Genomic DNA, 21,040 nt, shown 5'->3' with positions numbered 1-21,040 from the left:
AACAGAAAGCTTAAAAGCCAGGCTGTGATTGGACATGCAAAACCCCCGAAGGTGGATGTCCAACTTTCGGGGGTCAGTTCAGAATGGCGGGTTTTTCGTGTGAGGCGTGTCCGATCAGCGCAGGCTGCTTGGGTTCTGCGGCGTGCCGCCGGCGCCACCACCGAACAGGCTGCGGGCAGCACTCGCGGCGCTGCCGCCGGAAAGCATCTGTTGCAGGAAGGTGAGTTCCTTGCCGCCGGTCGGCGTGACGCGTCCGATCGTGTCGAACACCTTGCCGTCCTGCAGCGCATAGTTGGCGCGGCGGCTGACGACGCCGTCCTTGTCGAAATAGATCGCCAGAACGCTCTGATCGACGACCTTCAGCTTCTGGAAGGCGACGGCACGCGTGCGCCGCTGCGAGATGTAATAGAAGACTTCGCCGTCGAAGGTCGCCGTCGTCGACGGGGTGCCCAGCGAAAGCAGCACCTGCTCGCGGCTGGAGCCTTCCGGAACGAGGTTCAGCGACTGCTGGTCGGCGACGTAGCCGCCATTGAGCACGGTGCTGGTCTGGCAACCGGAAAGAGCGGTGGTGGAGGCGATTATGAAGGCAATGGCCGCGCTGCTGAAGAATTTCACGTCAGACTTGAAATACCGTTTATTCAACGACATCTACTCCCTTGAGTGTCGATAGCAGCCATTTGGGGCCTTGCACGCTTTCCTCCTGCAAAACCATTGTGGCCATTCCGGGTCGAATTTCCCGAATTCGCTTCGCTGACGCATCGAAGGCGTCGTCCCGAAACAGGCCATGATCGGCATTGCAATTCGCGCCTGCTTCGGTAAACCAGCTTTCGAAATCATGCAACAAGGCCAGACGCCGGCCGGCATGAAGAATGAGGCATTTCCGGAAAAAACAATGATCTTCGGGCTCTTCCGCAAGAAAAACAACAATCAGGCGATCGTCGACAGGCAATATGCGGCCCTGACGGCCGCCGCGCGCATGCCGGAGATCTATGAGCGGCTCAATGTGCCGGATACGGTCATGGGCCGTTTCGAGATGCTGTCGATTGCGATGATTCTGTTTTTTCGCCGCACACGTGCTTCCGCCACCAGCGGCCAGGAGATCGCCCAGGAGATCGTCGACGCTTTCTTCCAGGATATCGACTATTCGATCCGCGAACTCGGCATCGGCGACAACAGCGTGCCAAAGCGCATGAAGAAGCTCGCCGGCATGTTTTACGGCCGGCTCGAGGCCTATTCGAAGGCGATGGACACAGGCGATGCCGAAGCCCTCGCTGTCGCTCTTCAGCGCAATATCTACCCCGAAACCTCGGCGCCTGCCGATATGACCGGCCTCGCCGGATGGATGATGGCCGCAGAATCGCATCTGTCCGCCGTCCCCGAAGAGGTGATCACCACCGGATCGGTAACGCTCCCGGCGGTCGCCTGAAGGAGGAAACGATGAAGAACGCTCGGGACGATGTTCCCTTCTCCTATCAAGTAAAGGTCGGCCACATCTCGGCCAACCCCGTCGAAGTCCATGTCGAGGCCGACACCAGCGAACTGAAGGCGCTTGCCGAGACCTGGAACGTCGTCTCCGTCGACGATCTCAGCGCCGATCTGCAGATTGCCCGCTGGAAGCGCGACGGTGTGCGCATCAAGGGCCGCGTGCAGGCGAAGATCGTCCAGTCCTGCGTCGTGACGCTGGAGCCGGTGGAATCCGCCATCGACGAGAGCTTCGAGCAGATCTTCGTGCCGGAGGGTTCCAAGCTTGCCCGCCAGGCCGGCAACGACGCCGGCGAGATGCTGCTCGATCCCGACGGTCCTGATCTGCCTGAGACCTTTGTCGGCGATACGATCGATGCCGGCGAGGTGGTTGCCGAATTCGCCGCTCTCGCGATCGATCCCTATCCGCGCAAGGAGGGCATTGAGTTCGACGGCCATATCGAGGATAGCGGCGAGAGGGACAAAAAGCCCTCGGCTTTCGCAGCCCTCAAGGACTGGAAAAAGGACTGAAGCTCCTCTGGCATTTGACACAATTCAGTTGTAAGCGACGCCAAAACCGGTATTTTGGCCGAAATTTCGCCCTCGGCGAAAAGAAGGATCAGGGACGCGTGATCAGAATATCTCTCGACCTCATGGGTGGCGATTTTGGTCCCCAAGTTGTCATCCCCGGCGCCGCCAAGGCGCTGGATCGGCATCCGGATATTTCCTTCGTTCTCTATGGTCTCAAGGAACAGTGCGATCCGGTTCTCGCCAAGTTTCCGAAACTCAAGGAAAAATCGCTCTTTCACGACTGCGAGCTTGCCGTCGCCATGGATGAAAAGCCGAGCCAGGCGCTGCGCCGTGGCCGCTATATCTCCACCATGTGGCGCTCGATCGAGGCGGTGAAGACGGGTGACGCCGATGTCGCGGTCTCGGCCGGCAATACTGGCGCACTGATGGCGATGGCGAAATTCTGTCTGCGCACCATGGCCAATATCGAGCGTCCGGCGATCGCTGCGATCTGGCCGACGCTGAAGGGTGAGAGCATCGTGCTCGATGTTGGCGCGACGATCGGCGCCGACGCGCAGCAGCTGATGGATTTTGCCCTGATGGGCGGCGCCATGGCGCGCGCGCTTTTCGAGGTTGAACGTCCGACGGTCGGACTCCTGAACGTCGGCGTCGAGGAGATGAAGGGCCAGGAAGAGGTCAAGGAAGCCGGCCGGCTGTTGCGCGAGGCGAACATCGATTCGCTCGAATATTCCGGCTTCGTCGAGGGCAACGACCTTGGCAAGGGCACAGTCGACGTCGTCGTCACCGAAGGATTTTCAGGCAATATCGCGCTCAAGACCGCTGAAGGCACCGCCAAGCAGATCGGCGAATATCTGCGTGCCGCCATGTCGCGCACGCTGCTGGCCCGCATCGGCTACCTGTTCGCCAAAAGTGCATTCGACATGCTTCGCGAGAAGCTCGATCCGAGCAAGGTCAATGGCGGCGTGTTTCTCGGGTTGAACGGCATCGTTATCAAGAGCCATGGCGGGGCGAATGCCGAAGGCATCGCCGCCGCCATTGAAGTCGGTTACGACATGGCCAAGAACGGCCTCAATCAGAAAATAGAAAACGATCTTAAGAAATATCACGCCAAGCGGCTGCCCCCGATGGGCCCGGAAGCGGCATGAGCGATGGGGTTCAATCAAAGATGATCCGTTCAGTGGTTCGCGGGTTCGGAGCAGCGCTTCCGAAGCGCGTGATAACCAATCGTGACATGGAGGCCATCGTCGACACATCGGACGAATGGATCGTCCAGCGCACCGGCATCCGCCAGCGTTATGTCGCCGGCGATGACGAAACGACGGCGTCGCTCGGCGAGGCCGCCGCACGCGCAGCCCTTGCCAATGGCGGCCTGACGCCTGCCGATATCGATCTTATCATCTGCGCCACCTCGACGCCGGACAACACGTTTCCCGCAACGTCGGTCAACATCCAGAACCGCCTCGGCATGAGCCATGGCTTCGCCTTCGACGTCCAGGCCGTCTGCACCGGTTTCGTCTATGCGGTTACCACAGCGGATGCCTACATCCGCGGCGGGCTTGCCAAGCGCGTTCTGGTCATCGGCGCCGAAACATTTTCGCGCATTCTCGACTGGAACGACCGCACCACCTGCGTGCTTTTCGGCGACGGTGCCGGCGCGATCATAATCGAAGCGACCGAAGGCGAGGGCACCGTTGCCGATCGAGGCGTGCTGACCGCACATCTGCGTTCCGACGGCTCGCACAAGGAAAAGCTCTATGTCGATGGCGGGCCGTCGACGACGGGCACTGTTGGCAAGCTGCGCATGGAAGGCCGCGAGGTCTTCAAATACGCCGTCGGCATGATCACCGACGTTATCCAGGCGGCATTCGATTCGACCGGCACCACCGCCGATGACCTCGACTGGCTGGTGCCGCATCAGGCCAATCGCCGCATTATCGACGGTTCGGCGAAGAAGCTGAACATCGATGCCGCGAAGGTGGTCATCACCGTCGACCTGCACGGCAACACGTCGGCCGCCTCGATCCCGTTGGCACTTGCGACCGCTGCCGGCGACGGCCGCATCAAGAAGGGTGACCTGGTGATGCTCGAAGCGATGGGCGGCGGCTTTACCTGGGGTGCGGTTCTGCTGCGCTGGTAGGCACGAATCCTAAAAAACTGGCGGCGAACAAGAGCTTGACCGTAAGGCGCAAGACAAATACTCTTCGTGCGATTTCACAAAATATTTTGTATGGGCGGGGAAACCATGACCGGAAAAACAGTGACGCGAGCAGACCTGGCGGAATCCGTTTTCCGAAAGGTTGGGCTGTCCCGGACCGAATCTGCCGAACTGGTCGAAACCGTCATCGACGAGATCTGCAACGCCATTGTGCGTGGTGAAACCGTCAAGCTTTCCTCCTTTGCCACCTTCCAGGTGCGCGACAAGAACGAGCGAATCGGCCGCAATCCGAAGACCGGCGAGGAGGTTCCGATTTCCCCCCGCCGGGTCATGACCTTCAAGGCGTCGAACGTGCTGAAGACGCGCATCCTCAAGGCGCATGTCGCTCGCAAGATCAAGCTGAAGCCGCTGAATCCGGCTCCCTGATATCGGCATCTCGTTTCGGAACGGCGTTTTTTTCTCTCTCGCACTGTCCATCCTTGTGCGCAACGTCGAGACATGACTTGAATTGTCGGCGCCAAACCGTTGAAATATGATGAGTCGCCGTTGGATCGAGCCGCGAGGTCGCGTAGCAGTATGACGTTGGACAAGAGCCCCGATGCCTTTCGCACCATCAGCGAAGTCGCAGACGATCTTGATCTGCCGCAGCATGTGCTGCGCTTCTGGGAGACGCGTTTTCCCCAGATAAAGCCGATGAAGCGCGGCGGCGGCCGTCGCTACTACCGGCCGGAAGATGTGGATCTCCTCAAGGGCATCCGGCATTTGCTCTATGATCATGGCTATACGATCAAGGGTGTGCAGAAGCTTCTGAAGACCAACGGCAACAAGTTCGTCATATCAGTCGGCCACGGCGACCTCGCCAGCGTCGAGGCGCTTGCGTCGGGCGTGCAGGATACGGCTGGCGGGGAACCGCGCGTCGGCATGGCCGACGAAGACCAGATTGTCGGCCGCGCCAAGCCGCCGATCACCCGCCGGTTCTTCAATTTCGTCGCTGGAGAGGACGAGCAGGAAGTCTCGATCGGCAAGTCGAGCGTCGGCAAGGAAGACAGGGCGCTGCTGCAGGAGGCGCTCTACGACCTCCTGGAATGCAAGCGTCTGCTCGATCAGGTGCGCTGAACAGGAGCTCAGGCTTCGGTAAGCCGCTTCATCGCCTGTTCGAGTTCGCTGAGCTGGAAGGGTTTTTGCAGCACGGGCAACGTGCTTGGGCTGCTGCCATCAGGTGCAGTGCCATATCCCGTCGCGTAGAGATAGGGTTTGCCGCGTTCGTCGAGCAGCTTTGCGACCGGCAGCGAACTCTGCCCGGCAAGCGAGACGTCGAGGATTGCAGCGTCGAACTCCGTATCCCTGGCGGTTGCCAGCGCCCGCTCCAGATCGGGCGCGCTGGCGCAGACCCGGTAACCCAGATCGGCAAGCATGTCCTCGAGCAGCATGGCAATCAGCGCGTCGTCTTCGACGATGAATATGTCTTTCATGATCCCGTCCACCCATTTCCCCTCGCCGGGCATGGAGATTTATGTGGACCGCTTGCACCGCTCGTCAAGACGTCGTGCCCGGCACTGCAAGAAACAGCATATTGCCCGGTGAAATTTGATGTGCAAAAGCTGGGATGCCGTCTCCGCAACGGCGACTGCATAATTCCTTAAATCGGAATCGATCTATGGATAAAATTATGCAGTAATCCAAAGTGTTACAGCGTCCTATGCGCGTCTGAAAAGACATGGCGGCGCTGTAAGAAGGGGTGTCGAATGGATTTGCTGAGTGCCACGGATTGGCTGCGTCACAGGCCGGGTTTTACCTATCCGCTGGCCGTTGCCTTCGTTTGCCTGACCTTTCTTCTGAGGCTTGCCGCCAGCGACACTCTCTCCGGCTTTCCCTTCCTCAGCTTCCTTCCGGCGATATTGCTGGCGAGTTTCATAGGCGGGGCGGGGCCGGGTCTGGTTGCGGCCTTGCTTGCCGCTTTCATCGTCCAGCAGTTTTTCGTCGAGCCGCACAACATCTTCTGGCCGGTCAGCGCCGGGCAATGGGTCGGTCTTTCCACTTATCTCGTCAATGCCGCGATCATCGTCGGCTTGATGGAGATGATCATTATCGCACATGAGCGGCAGAGCCGCCTTCGCAGTGAGCTCAACAGCTTCAACACGCGCCTCGAAGAGACAGTCGTCCAGCGCACTGCGGAGCTCAGGCACGAGATGGAAGAGAATGCCGCCGCTCAGGCGCAGGTCCGCCAGTTGCAGAAGATGGAGACGATTGGTCAGCTGACCGGCGGCGTCGCTCATGACTTCAACAACATGTTGGCGATCATCATCGGCAACCTCGACCTCGCCCAGCGGCGCCTGAGCGGCAGCGAGGATCCCCGCCTGCTTTACTCCATCCAGAATGCCAAAGACGGCGCGCAGAGGGCGGCGGTACTGACCGCGCGTCTTCTCGCTTTCTCGCGCCAGCAGCCGCTCGCCCCTGAGGTGATCGACCTTAACAAGCTGGTCGGCGGCATGTCTGAGCTATTGCGGCGCACGCTCGGTGAGCAGATCCGGATCGAGACCGTACTTGCCGGCGGTCTGTGGCCGAGCTTTGCCGATTTGAGCCAGCTCGAGAATGCCATCCTGAACCTTGCCGTCAACGCTCGCGACGCTATGTCGGGCGGCGGAAATCTGACGATCGAGACCGCCAATACCGAACTCGACGAGCGATATTCGCGCATGCATTCGGAGGTCGAGGCGGGCCAATATGTAATGGTCAGCATGACCGACACCGGCACCGGCATGTCGCCGGAAGTGATCGAGCGCGCCTTCGACCCCTTCTATACGACCAAGGGACCCGGCAAAGGCACCGGCCTCGGCCTCAGCCAGGTTTACGGCTACATCAAGCAGAGCGGCGGCCACATCAAGATCTATTCAGAGATCGACAGGGGCACGACGGTGAAGATCTATCTTCCCCGCCATGTCGGCGCGACGGACGCCCGGTCGGGCGCCGCCGGCACCCAGCCGATTCCTCAGGGCAGCGTCAATGATACGATCCTGGTGGTGGAAGACGATGAGCACGTCCGCACCATGACGGCCGAAAGCCTGCATGAACTCGGGTACACCGTATTGCAGGCGGCAAGCGGCATAGAGGCGCTTCTGTTGCTCGAAGAAAATCCGGCGGTCGATTTGATCTTCACCGATATCGTCATGCCGCAGATGAGCGGACGCCAGCTTGCCGATGTCGTCCAGGAAAAATGGCCGACGATCCGGATCCTTTACACCACGGGTTACACCCGCAATGCCATCGTCCACAATGGTGTGCTCGATCATGGCGTTTCCCTGCTCGCCAAGCCCTTCAGCCTGGAGCAGCTGGCTCATAAGATCCGCGAACTTTTGAATGTACCGGCGAGGGTGGGAGACGAGCGGACGTGAAGCCGGAATACGGCCGCACGTCCACAATTCCCGATCGTGTTATTCCAGCACCTGGATGATGCGGTGGGTCTTCGGCTCGACGATAACGCGCCGCTCATTGACGACGGTATAGCCGTAACCGTCCATGTCAGGCACGGTGTGCACTTCGACGGTATCGGGTAGCGTCGTGCCAACCACGATATCGCCGTCATAGACGACGGACGGCGTGTTTTGCTCCATCACATAGGTGCGCACTTCGCCGGGCAATACGACGGAGCCGGTCGGTGCGGGATCTGTGACGATGACGGTGCTCTGCGCGAAGGCGGCGGAGCTGATGGTCAGTATGGCGGCCGCAGCCAGCATGGTCTTGCGCATGGGATGTTCTCCTTTTCCTACCCCAGACATCAAGGCAACGCCGGCCATGCGGCATAGTTCCCCACGGGCTTTTCGCCCAGCGGAAGACAGGCGCAATCAAAGAAATTAAGTTTTTACTAAATTAATTTCTGCATCATACGGTTGAGTTGTCCGAATAACGTTCAGTGAGAGTTCGTCCGGTGACATCAGCGGCCGGCTCTTTTACTCTTCATTAACCATGTTGGCGATTTATGTCAGATGAACGGCCGGGTGGTCGTTGATTCGAAGGTCCGTCGCGTTTCGGTTTGCGAATGGATATCTGAAAAGGCGATTGCGGCGGCTCGAGACATGCGCTTGCGGAAGACGATATCGCTGGTGGCCGTAGCGGGCATGGTGGCCGGCTGCACATCGACGGGCGGCGTGCGCCAGCCTTCCGGGCCGGAGACCGTGGCGCCGGAAAAAGCGCTGGTCCTGCCGCCGTCGGGCGGTCCGTCGATCGTCAGTGTTGTCGAGCGCAAACGTGGAAACGGCGTCGAGCAGACGATCTCTCTGTTTACGTCATCCGCCGTGCCTGGTCAGAATTTCCTGAAGGTCCAGTTCTTCGGCGCTTCCGGGGCTAATCCCGGCACCGGCAATGCGGGCTTCAGCATGATCAACGAGAGCGGCATTGCCCGCGAGGTGGCCCGTTCGGCCCCTGGCGTGCCGATGGCGACGTCGGCGACCTTCCTGCAGAACGCCTACGGCCCCTTCGGCTACGCCTCCGGCCGCAGCCGGGCAGGCGACACCTGCGTCTATGCCTGGCAGCAGATCCGCTCGAGCACTGCTGCCAATACCCAGGCGCGCAATTTCGGCATGATCCAGCTGCGCCTGCGCCTTTGCGATGCGAGGGCGAGCGAGCGCCAGCTGCTCGGCATCGTCTATGGCTACACCATATCAGGCACCTTCGACGGCGCGGTCTGGAACCCTTACGGCAATCCGCCGCCCGCCGACGGTGCGCTCGGACGCACCGGCGAGCCGATCTATCGCGACGAGGGCGGTTATCGCGCCAGCTCGATGCCGATCGGCTACGAGCCGGCGCCGGCCACAGTCAGCCGGCCGCGGGCAGCTGCCGTTCGCAGCGCCTCGAGCTCGCAACCGGCTCAAGGCGTCGCATCGTTGCCTGCACCCATCGGCCCGCGCGTGCCGTTGCCGGGCGAGGCGCCGCAGACGAGCGCAAGACCGGATGCGGCCGCCGCGCCAATCGAACAATCGGTAAGGGCGATCGGCGTCACCGTGCCTTCGCCGGACTGCATAGGCGACGCGGCCATGACGGCCGCCTGCCGGAGATAGAGCATGCATGCCCGCGGGCGCCAGTTGGTGCCCCGGTTGAGCAATTTCGAAGGAACGTCAATGCGCAAAGCCCGCAGTGTCATCATATGGGCCGTGGTTTCGCTCTGCATGATCGTGCTGATCACGTTGCCGGTCAACCTGCAGACCCAGCTCATCACCAGCATCACGGTCGTGACTGTGATGGCGCTGATCAAGGTGCTGAAGGGCGAGGGGACGTGGCGCCTGGTGGCGCTCGCCTTCGGCACATCGATCGTGCTGCGCTATGTTTACTGGCGCACCACCAATACGCTGCCGCCTCTGAACCAGCCTGAGAATTTCATTCCCGGCCTGCTGCTCTATCTTGCCGAAATGTATAGCGTTGCGATGCTGGCGCTCAGCCTCTTCATCGTCGCGACGCCGCTGCCGTCGCGCCCCTCGCGTGCCGCCAAGAATGAGCGTTTCCCTCATGTCGACGTCTTCGTGCCATCCTACAACGAGGATGCCGGCCTGCTGGGAAATACGCTGGCCGCCGCCAAGGCCATGGATTATCCGGCCGACAAGTTGCATGTCTGGCTGCTCGACGACGGCGGCACCTTGCAGAAGCGCAACTCCGGCAAGCTGCTCGAAGCCCAGGCTGCTGCTGCCCGCCATATCGAGCTGAAGCAGCTCTGCGACGATCTCGACGTCAGCTACCTCACGCGCGACCGCAACGAGCATGCCAAGGCCGGCAATCTCAACAACGCCATGAAACTTTCGACCGGCGAACTCATTGCCGTCTTCGATGCCGACCACGCGCCGGCCCGCGATTTCCTGCTCGAGACCGTCGGCTACTTCGAGGACGATCCGAAGCTTTTCCTTGTCCAGACCCCGCACTTCTTCATCAATCCCGACCCGCTGGAGCGCAACCTGCGCACCTTTGACAAGATGCCGAGCGAGAACGAGATGTTCTACGGCATCATCCAGCGCGGCCTCGATAAGTGGAACGCCGCCTTCTTCTGCGGCTCGGCCGCGGTTCTGAGCCGCAGGGCGCTCGAATCCCAGAACGGCTTCAGCGGCATCAGCATCACGGAGGATTGCGAGACGGCGCTGGCGCTCCATGGCAGCGGCTGGAACAGCATCTATGTCGACAAGCCGCTGATCGCCGGCCTGCAGCCGGCCACCTTTGCAAGCTTCATCGGTCAGCGCAGCCGCTGGGCGCAGGGCATGATGCAGATCCTGCGTTTCCGCTTCCCGCTGCTGAAGCGCGGCCTGACGATCCCGCAGCGCTTCTGCTACATGTCCTCCACGCTTTTCTGGCTCTTCCCGTTCCCGCGCACGATCTTCCTGTTTGCGCCGCTCTTCTACCTGTTCTTCGATCTGGAGATCTTCACCGCCTCCGGCGGCGAGTTCCTTGCCTATACGCTCGCCTATATGCTCGTGAATCTGATGATGCAGAACTACCTCTACGGGTCGTTTCGCTGGCCCTGGATTTCCGAGCTCTACGAATATGTCCAGACCGTGCATCTGCTGCCGGCTGTGGTCTCCGTCATGCTCAATCCGAGGAAGCCGACCTTCAAGGTCACCGCCAAAGACGAATCGATCGCCGTCAGCCGTCTGTCGGAGATCAGCCGCCCGTTCTTCGTCATCTTTGCGGTGCAGATCGTCGCGCTCATCATCACCATCTACAAGATCTACGCCGAGCCCTATAAGGCCGACGTCACGCTCGTCGTCGGCGGATGGAATCTCATCAATCTGATCATGGCCGGCTGCGCACTTGGTGTCGTGTCGGAGCGCGGCGAGCGCGCCTCGTCCCGTCGCGTCCGCGTCAACCGGCGCTGCGAATTCGGCGCCAACGGCAAGTGGTATACGGCCTCGATCGAGGATGTTTCCGTCCACGGCGCAAGGCTGCACATCTTCAACAAGCATCTCGACGAGATGCTTGTCGGCGCCGTCGGCGAAATCCGCTTCCGTCCCTATAGCGGCGCGGATCTGGAAACCCTGCCGCTCATCGTCCGCAACATCGAGCCGTCGGGCGACATCAGCAATGTCGGTTGCTAGTATGTGCCGAAAAGCGCGCTCGACCATCGCCTGATCGCCGATCTGATGTTTGCCAATTCCGATCAGTGGACCCAGTTCCAGGCCTCGCGCCGCCGCAATCCGGGCCTGATCCGCGGCACCATCTGGTTTCTCGGCATGTCGTTCTACCAGACGAGCCGCGGCCTCGTTTACTTCTTCCGCAGCATGCGGCCGGAGCGAGAAGCCCAGCAGCAGGCGGCAAAGGTCAACGCCGGATGAGAAGGATCGTCGCCGCCTCGCTTCTCCTGCTGAATGCTTCCGCCTTCGCCCAGGCGCAGACGGCACCCTTCGACATGTCCGGCGAACGGCCGCCCGGTGCGTCCGTTACCCCGAGGTTGACGCCGCCCACGCCGTCCGCAGCCACCGCGCCTCCGGTTTCCGTCTTACCCGCACCTGCAACCCCGGCTGCTCCTAATCCTGCTCCCGTTCCTCCGCCGATCGCCGTCCAGTCACCGCAGTCGCAGCCGCCCGCGCTCCAGCCAGCAGCGGCGGCAAACAGCGCTGCGCCGCCGCGTGCCGGCGATGTCCGTCGCTTTGTCGTGCCCTTTTCGAAACTCGGCCTCGGCGGTGAATACGATCGCCGGTCATGGTCTATTTATCTGACACCGGAGCAGGCGGCGGCCAAGGCAAGCTTCACTTTCGCCTACCAGAATTCGATCGTCGTCGCGCCTGAGGCCTCGGCGCTGACCGTCTATCTCAACAATCGCCCGATCGGCCAGCAGCGCGTCGGCTCACCGGATGGCCCTTCGACCGTCACCTTCGAGGTTCCAACTGGTCTGCTGCAGCCGGGCGCCAATCTCGTCACCTTCGAAGCCGGCCAGCGCCACCGAACCGATTGCAGCATTCAATCCACTTATGAACTGTGGTCGAATATCGATCCGGCCGGGACCTATCTGAGCTTTGCCGGCATGGACGTTTCCCAGCTGGCGAGCGCCGACGCAATCCGCGCCATCGGCGTTGACGGTGCGGGCAAGACGGAGTTCGACATCGTTGTCCCCGCGTTGGAGCAGCCGGGAACCACCAAGCCGCTGCTGCGGCTGGCGCAGGGCCTGTCGGTGCTGAGCAGCATGCCGAACCAGATCTTTGCCTTCAGCACCGCTTCGCTTCCGGCCGCCGGCCCTGGCAAGCTCAGTGTGCTCGTCGGCACCGCGGCGGAACTGCGGCCGCTCTTTCCTGGCCTGCCGCCCGGCGCCGAAAGTGCGGCACTCGCCGCTTTCGTCACCGACCCGCGCAGCGGCTCGCCGCTACTTCTGATCAGCGGCCCCTCCTGGCAGGCGGTCTCCTCGGCGATCGATACCATCGTCTCGCCGACAGACCGGTCCTCGGATGTTCGCCGCGACGTGCTGACCACCGAGCGCTGGAGCGCGCCGAACGCGCCGCTGGTCTTTTCCGATACGAATATCGCCCTGTCTCAGCTCGGTGTGAAGACCACCGAATTCTCCGGCCGGCGGTTGCGTACGAGCTTCAATATTGCCGTGCCGGCGGATTTTTATGCCAATGCCTATGGCGAGGCGAAGGTGCTGCTCGACGCCGCCTATACCGACAACGTGCTGCCCGGCAGCCACATCGATATCTACGTCAACGACAACATCGCCTCCACCGTGCCGATCACCACGACCACTGGCGGTATTCTCCGCCATCTGCCGATCCGCGTGACGATGCGGCACTTCAAGCCAGGTCTCAATTCGGTGGCGATCGAGGCGATCCTGATGACCAAGGACGATGCCGCCTGCGCGCCGGGCGCGACCGCCGGCGCCACCCCGCGCTTTGCCCTGTTCGATACATCAGAGCTGGAGATTCCGGATTTCGCCCGCGTCGGCCAGCGTCCGAATCTGGCGGCAATGGCCGGCACCGCCTATCCCTATGGTCGGGCCACGGAGCCGACGCCGCTCTTCATCGACCGCGTCGATGCCGACACACTTTCGGCCGCCGCCACGTTGCTCGGCCAGATGGCGATTACGGCCGGCCATCCGATCGCCGTCGAAACCGTCGCCTCGCCGAACATGATCGGCGATCGCGACGCCATCTTCATCGGTTCCATCTCGCAGATGCCGGCAACCGCGCTGACGCAGACCAATATCTCTACGGCGAGCCAGGCCTCGTGGCGCCCCGTCGTCGAAACGCAGGCGGGCGTCGTCGACACCGGTACGGCCTTCGAAGAGTGGAACTCCAAAGTCAGCGGCGGTGTCCTGCGCAGCCGGATCACGGCTTTCCGCGATTGGCTGTCGCGCAATTTCGATATCTCCCGCAGTTCGCTGCAATTCGTTCCCGGCGCCGAGGAGATCTTTACCCCGCCCAACGCCGCCACGCTTATGGTTGCCCAGGGCTCCAGCCCCGCGGGAGCGGGCTCATGGACGGTGGTGACGGCGCCGTCGGCGAAGGATTTGCGCGCGGGGCTCGAGGTCCTGACCGAGCAGTTGAACTGGCCGCAGATATCAGGCCACATCACCACCTATTCGAGCAAAACTGGCAAGATCGAGACGGTGCCCGTCACCCGCTTTGATTTCGTGCCGTCCACCCCGTGGTCGATCGCCAATTACCGCCTGATCGCCGCCAACTGGCTGTCGACGAATATCCTCTCCTATGCCTTCCTGCTGGTCGTCTTTGTGCTGCTGATCGGGATCACCACCTCGAGCATGCTCAAAAGGTTGGGTCGGTCGAAATGAGACGGTTACGCGCGCTCCTGTTTGCGGCATCGGTCGCGCTCGCTCCCGCGGGAACGCCCGCCGTTGCGCAGCAGGCGATGATCAATGCCGGCGCATGGTCGGCCTACAAGGCGAAGTTTCTCAATGCGACCGGCCGCATCGTCGATAACGGCAACGGCAATATCAGCCATAGCGAAGGGCAGGGCTACGGCATGCTGCTCGCCTATCTCGCTGCAAGCCCGGCCGATTTCGAGCAGATCTGGTATTTTACCCGCACCGAACTGCTGCTGCGCGACGATGGCCTGGCCGTCTGGAAATGGGATCCGAACGTCAAGCCGCACGTCACCGATACCAACAATGCCTCGGATGGCGACATGCTGATCGCCTATGCGCTGGCGCTGGCCGGCACGGCGTGGAAACGCGAGGACTATATCCTCGCCGCCTCCCGCATGGCGCAGGCGCTGCTTGCCGAAACCGTCGTGCGCTCGGCCGGCCGGACGCTCCTCTTGCCGGGAAGCGAGGGGTTTACCGGCACCGACCGTGACGACGGTCCCGTCGTCAACCCGTCCTACTGGATTTACGAGGCTATCCCGGTGATGGCGGCGCTCGCTCCGTCGGATGCCTGGAAACAACTGTCGGAAGATGGCGTGGCGCTGCTGAAGACGATGCAGTTCGGCCCGCGCAAGCTTCCCGCCGAATGGGTCAGTCTCAGCGGCCAACCGCAGCCTGCGCAGGGTTTCGACGCCGAATTCGCCTATAACGCCATCCGCATCCCGCTCTATCTCGTTCGCGGCGGCGTCACCGACAAGGCCCTGCTGACCCGTCTGCAGCAGGGGATGTCGAAAGACGGTGCTCCCGCGACCATCGATCTGACCACCGGCCGGCCGAAGACCGTGCTGCCGGACCCCGGTTATCGAATTGTTAACGATGTTGTGGCCTGTGTACTCGACGGGACCAAGCTGCCGGGCTCGGCCCTGCAATTTGCGCCCGCACTCTATTATCCGTCCACGCTTCAGCTGCTGGGACTGGCCTATATCGGGGAGAAGCATCCGGAGTGTCTGTGAAGTCTTCTCTCGTGGCGGTATCAGCGGCAGTCGTGGTGGCGACCCTCGTCACCGGGTTGAAGGATCGTGCCGCTCTGCAGGAAAGGTTCGGCCTTGGATCTGCCGCCAAGCCGGCGCCAGAATTGATGATGATGGGCCGCATCAAGTCGACCGAGGCTCCTGGCGGCAATTCCGAATTCAATGCGCAGCTTGTCGCCGACAAGATCGAGGCAATCACCTCCTCGTCACCGCCAGCACCGGATACACCCGAGCCGAATGCCGCAGCACAGCAGCCCGCAGGCTCGCCGCCCGTATCATCGCAACCGGCAGTACCTCAGACGGCCGTCCAGCCGGCGCCGGTCACGCCCCCCATCGTTTCCGAGCCACAGGCTCCACCACAGGCCGCTGCGCCGCCGCAGCCTACCGTTGATGAAAGCGCGCTTCGTTATTTCGCCAGCCGCGGCGACAAGGCGCGCCTGCAAGCCGAAATCTCCCGACTTCAGGCGCTCTACCCGAACTGGGTTCCGCCGGCCGATCCGCTCGCCGTGCCGCAAAATGGCGACAAACAGCTTGAGGCCATGTGGCAGCTCTATTCCGATGGCCGCTATGCGGAGCTGCGCAAGGCGGTCGCCGACCGTCAGGCGGCCGCCGGATGGCAGCCGCCGGCCGATCTGCTCGACCGGCTCGACGTCGCCGAGGCCCGTGCCCGCCTCGTCAATGCGTCGGACCTCAAGCAATATGCAACGGTGGTCGATATTGCCGCCGCAACACCGAGCCTGCTCACCTGCAGCGAGGTCGATGTTCTCTGGCGCGTCGCCGAAGCCTTCATCCAGACGGAGAGGGCGCAGCGCGGCCAGGACGCCTACACCTATATCCTGAGGAACTGCACCAATCCCGCCGAGCGACAGGCGACGCTCGAAAAGGCCTCGACGCTGCTCGGCTACCAGCCGATGCAGGCTCTGCTCGCGCTCGAGAGGCCTGCCGCCGACGGCAGCAAGGAATTCGACGCGATCCGCGACAACCTCGCCCGACGCTTCATGGCCGAAGGCAATGACGATCCGAATCTCGCCATCGCGCCCGATTATGTCGCCCGCCTCGAAAAACTCGCCGAGACTGGGGGGCTTGCCTCCGATGCGCTGCTGCTCGGCTGGTACCAGCTTCGCCGCAACAATGATGCCGATGCCGAGAAGTGGTTCCGCGCCGCCCGAGCCAAGCAAGATTCGGCGGCCGCTTCGCAGGGGCTGGCGCTGGCGCTGATTGCCCGCAAGGCGCCTGAGGAAGCCGAGGACGTGATGTTCCGCTGGCGTGCCGATTCCGAGGATGCGACATCAACCTATCTCGCCGCCACCGCCAACCTGATGGCGTTGCAGCCGCCGGCCGATTTGGCCGAAGACGTGCTGCATCGCATTGCCGCCGAGGTCATCGCTCGGAAATACGTACCGACGGCGCAGCAGTTCGGCTGGTATGCCCGCTCCCTCAACCAGTTCCAGACCGCTGCACGGTGGTTCGAGACGGCGCTTGCCTGGAAAGCAGATGACGAACCGTCCGCCTATGGCCTTGTCATCACCCGCGAGCAGCTGAGCGACCGCAAGGGCGTGCTCGACCTCCAGCGCGCCTGGGCCGGCCGGTCGAGCCGGATCACCAATCTCGAAGACACCTCCTCCCTGACGCCGAATGCCGTCCCGTCGCCGCCGGGGAAGGAGGCGCTTGCCGTACAGCAACCGGCTCAACCGACGCAGCGTCCCCCGACGGAGCCACTTCCGGCCGAGCGCCGCGTCACCCTGCAGCCGGGGTCGGAAGTGGTCGTTCGCGCGGCGGGGCCGGCAATGGAGACGATGACCGTTCCGCGTGGTCGGCGCCAGACGCGCGGCTGCTCGACGACAATCGATGCGGGACAGCTCAGCCCGGCCGACGCGCTGTCACGCGGCTGGTGCCTGATGGATATCAACCGGCCGATGGAGGCAGTCTCGGCCTTCGAGGCGGCATTGCGAAGCCCGGCCCGCAAGGTCCGTGAAGACGCAGCCTACGGCCAGAGCCTCGCTTATCTCCGCGCCGGCCTCTCCGGCAATGCCGCCGTCGCAGCCACCAAGGCGCCGCAAAACCGCCAGCGTGCCGCCGAGCTTCAGGTGGCGATCCTCGCCGACCGTGCGCTTTCAGCCTTTGACGCCGGTCGTTATCGCGAAACCCTCATCTACCTCGATCAGCGCGCCCAACTGCAGCAGGAGCGTATCGACCTGATGGTTCTGCGCGGCTACTGCTATCTCAATCTCAAAATGTACGGCGATGCGACCCGCATCTTCGAAGCCGCTGCTGCGACTGGCAGCCGCGATGCTGCCCGCGGTCTGGCCGACGTTAGAAACGTCACGCATCCCGACGTCAACGACTGACGTTGACGCTGCCGCCGCTCTCCGTTACTCGCCTGCTTAGCTTCAAAATGTCCCAGCGTCCTTTGCGCGTCTTCAAAGACGAGCGGCGCGCTGTGGACCCGCAAGGAAACGCCCGTGCCCGCTCTCCATGACATCCTCGACAGGTCCTACGATGCCTTCCTTTTCGATATGGACGGAACGCTGCTGAATTCCATTGCCGTTGTCGAACGCGTCTGGAGCGAATGGGCAAGACGCCACGGCTTCGAGCCGGAGGTCTTCCTGAAGACGATCCACGGCATCCGCGCCTCCGACGTCATACGCGGGCTCGGCCTGCCCGGCGTCGATCCGGCCCACGAGGCGGATCTGCTGCTCGCCGAGGAAATGCAGGATGTCTCCGGCGTCGTCGAGATCCCCGGCGCCGTCCGCTTCCTCTCCGCCATCGCCGAGGGCAGGTGGGCAATCGTCACTTCGGCGCCGATCGAGCTTGCCAGGCGCCGCATGGCCGCCGCCGGCATCCCGATGCCGAAGGTCATCGTCAGCGGCCAGGAGGTCAAATCAGGCAAGCCCAGCCCCGAAGGATATCTGCTCGGCGCAAGCCGCCTCGGCGTCGATCCGAAAAAATGCCTGGTCTTCGAAGATGCCGTCGCCGGCATCCTCGCTGGCGAAGCTGCCGGCGCCGGCGTTACCGTCATCACCGAAACCCACGCCACACCCTTCGAAACACCGCATTTTTCGATCGCCAACTACCAGGCATGGCAGCCAATCCAAACCGCCGAAGGCCGGCTGAAGCTCGCCACGATCTGACCATTCCGGCAAACTGCTTCCTTTTTGTTGGAGGCGAAGTTTTTCCGCTTGCATTGCACGCGCTGAAAAACTAAACGAAGCAAGCCGTTTCGGCAGGTCGGGGCGTAGCGCAGCCCGGTAGCGCACTTGACTGGGGGTCAAGGGGTCGCTGGTTCGAGTCCAGTCGCCCCGACCATTTATCCCCTTGAAATCCCAGTCAGAATCTCATTTTTTTGCGTCCCGCTAGCGGCGGAAACGGAACGAGACATAGGCAGAAATGCTGAAACGGGAACCGAACGTCCCGAACGACAATGTCATTTGTTCATGTTGCAGGCGAGCTATAGCGCCGCCATTGCAAACGGCGGCGGGCCTTGGGGCCGCCTTCAGTGCGGTTTCTGAGCGATCGCGATCATCGATTTCGCCAGCAACGGAATTCTTCCGACATATTCGAATTCGACGTCTTCGAAGCCAGTTTCGACCAGCAGCGTGCTGAGCGTTTCGGGAGACCAGAATTTGATATGGCCATGGTCCTTGAGGGGCATAAAATGGTCGTCCATCTTTCCGCTCACGGCCAGAGCCAGATTTTTCCAGTAGCCGTGGAAAGGCGTCGATACGACCGCGATGCCGCCAGGCTTCACCAGATCGTAAATGGTGGTCGAGAAGGCCTTGGGATCATAGACATGCTCCACCACCTCGAGACTGATGACCGCATCGAAGGTTCCATACCGGCTGGAAAGATCTTCGTAACCGGAACCGATTTCCAGCGAAAGATCAGGGTGGGCCGTTCTCGCTTTCGCGATGCCGTCCTGGGAGGGATCGACACCGACGACGTCATAGCCTTTTTCCGCAAGCACGGCGGCAGCACCGCCGGTGCCACAACCGAGGTCGAAGACTGCCGTTTCATTTGCCTCCTGGAAACTGTTCTCGAGAACATCGACAACGGCCGGCAAAATATAGGAATGGGCTGTCGCCGGCTTGGCGTGTACATAGGTAGTCGCGTCTAGTTCGATAGACATTTTACCTCCTGAAAATCTGAAGAAGTGAGCCGCCACCGCAATGGTAGGGCGGACTTTGACGGGAGTGTGGTGTCGTTGTGGTATTAAGGTGATTAACACCGAAGGCGTTCGCGGCTACTTAGGCTAAGGGAGCGCCCGCCGTTTGGCTGTACCGACTGCGCGCGACATCCTCCAATGCGCCCGACGCCCGCTCCATCGGGATCCCGAAGCTGATTGACAGGGTGCCGAGAAGATGCTGAAAACGGGCCGCATTCGGGTTTTCCGCATTCTCGTGGCCCAACGGGCCGCTGCATCGGCTCCGGCCGCGTCGACCATTTAAAATAAATAAGGCGATGAAATACTCTTTGAGAGTGCATCGCAAATAAATCCTTTAGTTCTTTTTGGTACTCCCTCAGTGGGGGAGGCGGTATTTGTTGCCTTTTGTTAAGGCTATACCCAGTTTTGAAGTTATCAACCCAATTTTGGATTGAAAAAAATCTGAAACCTCTTCGCATTCTCGCGAATATGTGTAGATTAACATTATCCCGATCACAGATAGCCTAGTCGAGCGCATGGCGGATATGAAGCACAATCTAACTTGCAGGCAGAGCCTCGCCAGCGCGTTCCAGGCACTGTCGGACGAGGCCGTCAAAGCCGGCTGGTCGGAAGGCGATGTCGCCCTCGCGCTTGCCGAACTCGCCGAGGAGCGGGTGATTGAGATTGCCGCCAAGGTGATCATGGAAGGCTCCATCCATCCCCAACGAGTCGCCGCGGGCGGCCGCAACAGCTAACCACTGTTACACCAGCAATCCTGCCGTTTTCGCTGCCGTGATAAAGGAAGTCTGTGCTGCGCGCGGGCTGCACAATCCGTCGAGCGCATCCAGGCAGTGCTGGCGCGCAACGCGATAATCGCGCCCACGCTTGCTCGGCCACCGTTTCAGATATTCGGCGGCCTCCCAGACGGTGGAAACGATCAGGCTGCTGTTTGGAGAAACGACCCGGACGGGGGAGGGAAAGCGTTTTTCACTCACATCTGCACTCATGGATTCCTGCTACAAAACGCGGCCACAACGCGTGGGACAAAATTTTGTTCCAAATTTTGTCCCACGGGAATTTGCGCAGTTGCTAAAGTTCAGGCCCTCGCGCATAATGACTTTATGACGGTTGCGGAGGGCGGCCGGCGATCCAAGTGTGGATGCGTTTGCCCTCGGAGGATTGCGGCATGATGTTACGGTCATCAATTCATCCGCATGATTTACCGCTATTTTCGGAAGATCTCGATCTGCTTTCACAAGTGCTCGACAAGGTCTGCGATGAACGCGGCCTCGTCAAAACGACGCCGGAGGCCGAGCGGATTGGTGCGGTCATCATTCAGCTCTACAGGCAGGGCGTGAAGGACGGCGGCAAACTCGCCGACCTTGCAAAAACCTATCTTTGAAGATCAGTTCTGTTCGATCGAGACACCGTTCTTACCGATGCTCATCTCGATCCCCTGCGGCTTGTTTTCCTCGTGGAAGATATAGGCGCCGAGGCCGATGACGGCGACGACAAGAACGCCGATGATGACGTAGAGACCATTGCTGCGATTCAAGAGATTGCCCCCGATATGTTATGGGACAGCAAAACGCTCGGGCGACCGATTGGTTCCGTCAGTCGTCGTTGGCGGCGTTGAGGTTTTCCGGTCGGATGCCGTCATCGCTGGAACTGCGTGCGCGTAACCGGATGCCGGGCCCGCCTTCATCCTGATTGCCGCTCGACAGGAAGATGATGCCGTTCGCCTCGAGCGTGCTGCGCACATCGAACAGCGCGTGCGGCTCGCCCGCGAATTCGCCGTTTTCCAGCGCTGTCACGGTCTCGACCGGCAGCCCGCTGGCGGCGGCGAGCTCTTCGATGCTCATTCCGATCATGGCGCGCGCGCCGCGTATCTGCGTTGCTGTTATCATGATCGAAAATCTAGCGCATTTCCAGCGCTT

The 21,040-nt window shown here is 61.4% G+C and carries 21 protein-coding genes, 1 tRNA gene and 1 pseudogene; 16 read left to right on the top strand and 7 right to left on the bottom strand.

Annotated elements, in window-relative coordinates:
• Positions 1–114 precede the first annotated feature (114 nt).
• Complete coding sequence (locus BS629_RS14540) at positions 115–648, bottom strand: outer membrane protein assembly factor BamE (protein WP_003547220.1); 534 nt, start codon at positions 646–648, stop codon at positions 115–117.
• A gap of 136 nt (positions 649–784) precedes the next feature.
• Here BS629_RS14540 and BS629_RS14535 point away from each other — a divergent pair, with 136 nt between their 5' ends.
• From BS629_RS14535 to BS629_RS14510, 6 genes are all read left to right on the top strand, one after another.
• Positions 785–1,426 (top strand): ubiquinol-cytochrome C chaperone family protein, encoded by a 642-nt coding sequence (locus BS629_RS14535; RefSeq protein WP_018241524.1) that lies wholly within the window; start codon positions 785–787, stop codon positions 1,424–1,426.
• A gap of 11 nt (positions 1,427–1,437) precedes the next feature.
• Positions 1,438–1,992, top strand: coding sequence for a YceD family protein (locus BS629_RS14530; RefSeq protein ID WP_018241525.1), 555 nt, complete (start codon positions 1,438–1,440; stop codon positions 1,990–1,992).
• Between the two features lie 98 nt (positions 1,993–2,090).
• Positions 2,091–3,137, top strand: coding sequence for a phosphate acyltransferase PlsX (gene plsX, locus BS629_RS14525; RefSeq protein ID WP_020397442.1), 1,047 nt, complete (start codon positions 2,091–2,093; stop codon positions 3,135–3,137).
• Between the two features lie 20 nt (positions 3,138–3,157).
• A complete protein-coding gene (locus BS629_RS14520) occupies positions 3,158–4,129 on the top strand; it encodes a beta-ketoacyl-ACP synthase III (RefSeq protein ID WP_026188352.1) in 972 nt (323 codons plus the stop codon).
• Between the two features lie 105 nt (positions 4,130–4,234).
• Positions 4,235–4,573 carry an integration host factor subunit alpha gene (locus BS629_RS14515; protein WP_018241528.1) on the top strand — a complete coding sequence of 113 codons (339 nt, stop codon included), beginning with the start codon at positions 4,235–4,237 and terminating at the stop codon, positions 4,571–4,573.
• A 150-nt stretch (positions 4,574–4,723) separates the two neighbouring features.
• Entirely contained in the window at positions 4,724–5,263 is a 540-nt protein-coding gene (locus BS629_RS14510) for a MerR family transcriptional regulator (RefSeq protein ID WP_018241529.1), read from the top strand.
• A gap of 8 nt (positions 5,264–5,271) precedes the next feature.
• Here BS629_RS14510 and BS629_RS14505 read toward each other — a convergent pair whose 3' ends face one another.
• Positions 5,272–5,619 carry a response regulator gene (locus BS629_RS14505; protein WP_018447482.1) on the bottom strand — a complete coding sequence of 116 codons (348 nt, stop codon included), beginning with the start codon at positions 5,617–5,619 and terminating at the stop codon, positions 5,272–5,274.
• Positions 5,620–5,892: 273 nt separating this feature from the next.
• On the opposite strand from BS629_RS14505, the gene BS629_RS14500 reads away from it, so the two are divergent.
• Positions 5,893–7,539, top strand: a complete 1,647-nt coding sequence (locus BS629_RS14500) for an ATP-binding protein (RefSeq protein ID WP_018241531.1) — start codon at positions 5,893–5,895, stop codon at positions 7,537–7,539.
• Between the two features lie 39 nt (positions 7,540–7,578).
• On the opposite strand, the gene BS629_RS14495 is transcribed toward BS629_RS14500, so the two are convergent.
• Complete coding sequence (locus BS629_RS14495) at positions 7,579–7,893, bottom strand: DUF1236 domain-containing protein (protein ID WP_018070485.1); 315 nt, start codon at positions 7,891–7,893, stop codon at positions 7,579–7,581.
• A gap of 327 nt (positions 7,894–8,220) precedes the next feature.
• On the opposite strand from BS629_RS14495, the gene bcsN reads away from it, so the two are divergent.
• The 7 genes and pseudogenes from bcsN (at position 8,221) to BS629_RS14460 (ending at position 18,268) form a co-directional block, all read left to right on the top strand.
• A complete protein-coding gene (gene bcsN / locus BS629_RS14490; protein ID WP_077988294.1) occupies positions 8,221–9,201 on the top strand; it encodes a cellulose biosynthesis protein BcsN in 981 nt (326 codons plus the stop codon).
• 60 nt (positions 9,202–9,261) lie between these two features.
• Positions 9,262–11,454: pseudogene (gene bcsA / locus BS629_RS14485) on the top strand (UDP-forming cellulose synthase catalytic subunit).
• Positions 11,451–13,901, top strand: a complete 2,451-nt coding sequence (locus tag BS629_RS14480; protein ID WP_018241534.1) for a cellulose biosynthesis cyclic di-GMP-binding regulatory protein BcsB — start codon at positions 11,451–11,453, stop codon at positions 13,899–13,901. Before bcsA ends, BS629_RS14480 begins: the two are co-directional and overlap by 4 nt.
• Complete coding sequence (locus tag BS629_RS14475) at positions 13,898–14,944, top strand: family 8 glycosyl hydrolase (protein ID WP_018241535.1); 1,047 nt, start codon at positions 13,898–13,900, stop codon at positions 14,942–14,944. Before BS629_RS14480 ends, BS629_RS14475 begins: the two co-directional genes overlap by 4 nt.
• Positions 14,941–17,310 (top strand): cellulose synthesis protein, encoded by a 2,370-nt coding sequence (locus tag BS629_RS14470; protein WP_018516855.1) that lies wholly within the window; start codon positions 14,941–14,943, stop codon positions 17,308–17,310. The genes BS629_RS14475 and BS629_RS14470 overlap by 4 nt, the downstream gene beginning before the upstream one ends.
• A 114-nt stretch (positions 17,311–17,424) precedes the next feature.
• Positions 17,425–18,093 carry an HAD family hydrolase gene (locus BS629_RS14465; protein ID WP_018241537.1) on the top strand — a complete coding sequence of 223 codons (669 nt, stop codon included), beginning with the start codon at positions 17,425–17,427 and terminating at the stop codon, positions 18,091–18,093.
• Positions 18,094–18,191: 98 nt separating this feature from the next.
• Positions 18,192–18,268 (top strand) — tRNA-Pro (locus tag BS629_RS14460).
• Between the two features lie 187 nt (positions 18,269–18,455).
• On the opposite strand, the gene BS629_RS14455 is transcribed toward BS629_RS14460, so the two are convergent.
• The gene (locus BS629_RS14455; protein WP_018241538.1) at positions 18,456–19,088 is read right to left on the bottom strand and encodes a class I SAM-dependent methyltransferase; all 633 of its coding nucleotides are present in this window, start codon (positions 19,086–19,088) and stop codon (positions 18,456–18,458) included.
• Positions 19,089–19,639: 551 nt separating this feature from the next.
• Between BS629_RS14455 and BS629_RS14450 the strand changes: the two genes are divergently transcribed.
• Positions 19,640–19,858 carry a hypothetical protein gene (locus BS629_RS14450; protein WP_018241539.1) on the top strand — a complete coding sequence of 73 codons (219 nt, stop codon included), beginning with the start codon at positions 19,640–19,642 and terminating at the stop codon, positions 19,856–19,858.
• Positions 19,859–19,864: 6 nt separating this feature from the next.
• Here the strand turns inward: BS629_RS14450 and BS629_RS14445 are convergent, their stop codons facing one another.
• Entirely contained in the window at positions 19,865–20,110 is a 246-nt protein-coding gene (locus BS629_RS14445) for a DUF982 domain-containing protein (RefSeq protein WP_018241540.1), read from the bottom strand.
• A gap of 179 nt (positions 20,111–20,289) precedes the next feature.
• Between BS629_RS14445 and BS629_RS14440 the strand changes: the two genes are divergently transcribed.
• Entirely contained in the window at positions 20,290–20,505 is a 216-nt protein-coding gene (locus BS629_RS14440; RefSeq protein ID WP_018069423.1) for a hypothetical protein, read from the top strand.
• 3 nt (positions 20,506–20,508) lie between these two features.
• Here BS629_RS14440 and BS629_RS39215 read toward each other — a convergent pair whose 3' ends face one another.
• Complete coding sequence (locus BS629_RS39215) at positions 20,509–20,658, bottom strand: hypothetical protein (RefSeq protein WP_018241541.1); 150 nt, start codon at positions 20,656–20,658, stop codon at positions 20,509–20,511.
• Positions 20,659–20,716: 58 nt separating this feature from the next.
• Complete coding sequence (locus BS629_RS14435; protein ID WP_018241542.1) at positions 20,717–21,010, bottom strand: helix-turn-helix domain-containing protein; 294 nt, start codon at positions 21,008–21,010, stop codon at positions 20,717–20,719.
• Positions 21,011–21,040 lie beyond the last annotated feature (30 nt).

The organism is Rhizobium leguminosarum bv. viciae USDA 2370, from assembly GCF_002008365.1.
GTDB lineage: Bacteria > Pseudomonadota > Alphaproteobacteria > Rhizobiales > Rhizobiaceae > Rhizobium > Rhizobium leguminosarum.
Note: the sequence above shows the minus strand (reverse complement) of the source record. Positions and strands in the feature narration are given on the sequence as shown.

Coding starts and splice junctions, on each gene's coding strand:
- BS629_RS14540 (WP_003547220.1), bottom strand. CDS start 648: ATGTCGTTGAATAAACGGTATTTCAAGTCTGACGTGAAATTCTTCAGC.
- BS629_RS14535 (WP_018241524.1), top strand. CDS start 785: ATGATCGGCATTGCAATTCGCGCCTGCTTCGGTAAACCAGCTTTCGAA.
- BS629_RS14530 (WP_018241525.1), top strand. CDS start 1,438: ATGAAGAACGCTCGGGACGATGTTCCCTTCTCCTATCAAGTAAAGGTC.
- BS629_RS14520 (WP_026188352.1), top strand. CDS start 3,158: ATGATCCGTTCAGTGGTTCGCGGGTTCGGAGCAGCGCTTCCGAAGCGC.
- BS629_RS14515 (WP_018241528.1), top strand. CDS start 4,235: ATGACCGGAAAAACAGTGACGCGAGCAGACCTGGCGGAATCCGTTTTC.
- BS629_RS14510 (WP_018241529.1), top strand. CDS start 4,724: ATGACGTTGGACAAGAGCCCCGATGCCTTTCGCACCATCAGCGAAGTC.
- BS629_RS14505 (WP_018447482.1), bottom strand. CDS start 5,619: ATGAAAGACATATTCATCGTCGAAGACGACGCGCTGATTGCCATGCTG.
- BS629_RS14500 (WP_018241531.1), top strand. CDS start 5,893: ATGGATTTGCTGAGTGCCACGGATTGGCTGCGTCACAGGCCGGGTTTT.
- BS629_RS14495 (WP_018070485.1), bottom strand. CDS start 7,893: ATGCGCAAGACCATGCTGGCTGCGGCCGCCATACTGACCATCAGCTCC.
- bcsN (WP_077988294.1), top strand. CDS start 8,221: ATGCGCTTGCGGAAGACGATATCGCTGGTGGCCGTAGCGGGCATGGTG.
- BS629_RS14480 (WP_018241534.1), top strand. CDS start 11,451: ATGAGAAGGATCGTCGCCGCCTCGCTTCTCCTGCTGAATGCTTCCGCC.
- BS629_RS14475 (WP_018241535.1), top strand. CDS start 13,898: ATGAGACGGTTACGCGCGCTCCTGTTTGCGGCATCGGTCGCGCTCGCT.
- BS629_RS14455 (WP_018241538.1), bottom strand. CDS start 19,088: ATGTCTATCGAACTAGACGCGACTACCTATGTACACGCCAAGCCGGCG.
- BS629_RS14450 (WP_018241539.1), top strand. CDS start 19,640: ATGGCGGATATGAAGCACAATCTAACTTGCAGGCAGAGCCTCGCCAGC.
- BS629_RS14445 (WP_018241540.1), bottom strand. CDS start 20,110: ATGAGTGCAGATGTGAGTGAAAAACGCTTTCCCTCCCCCGTCCGGGTC.
- BS629_RS14440 (WP_018069423.1), top strand. CDS start 20,290: ATGATGTTACGGTCATCAATTCATCCGCATGATTTACCGCTATTTTCG.
- BS629_RS14435 (WP_018241542.1), bottom strand. CDS start 21,010: ATGATAACAGCAACGCAGATACGCGGCGCGCGCGCCATGATCGGAATG.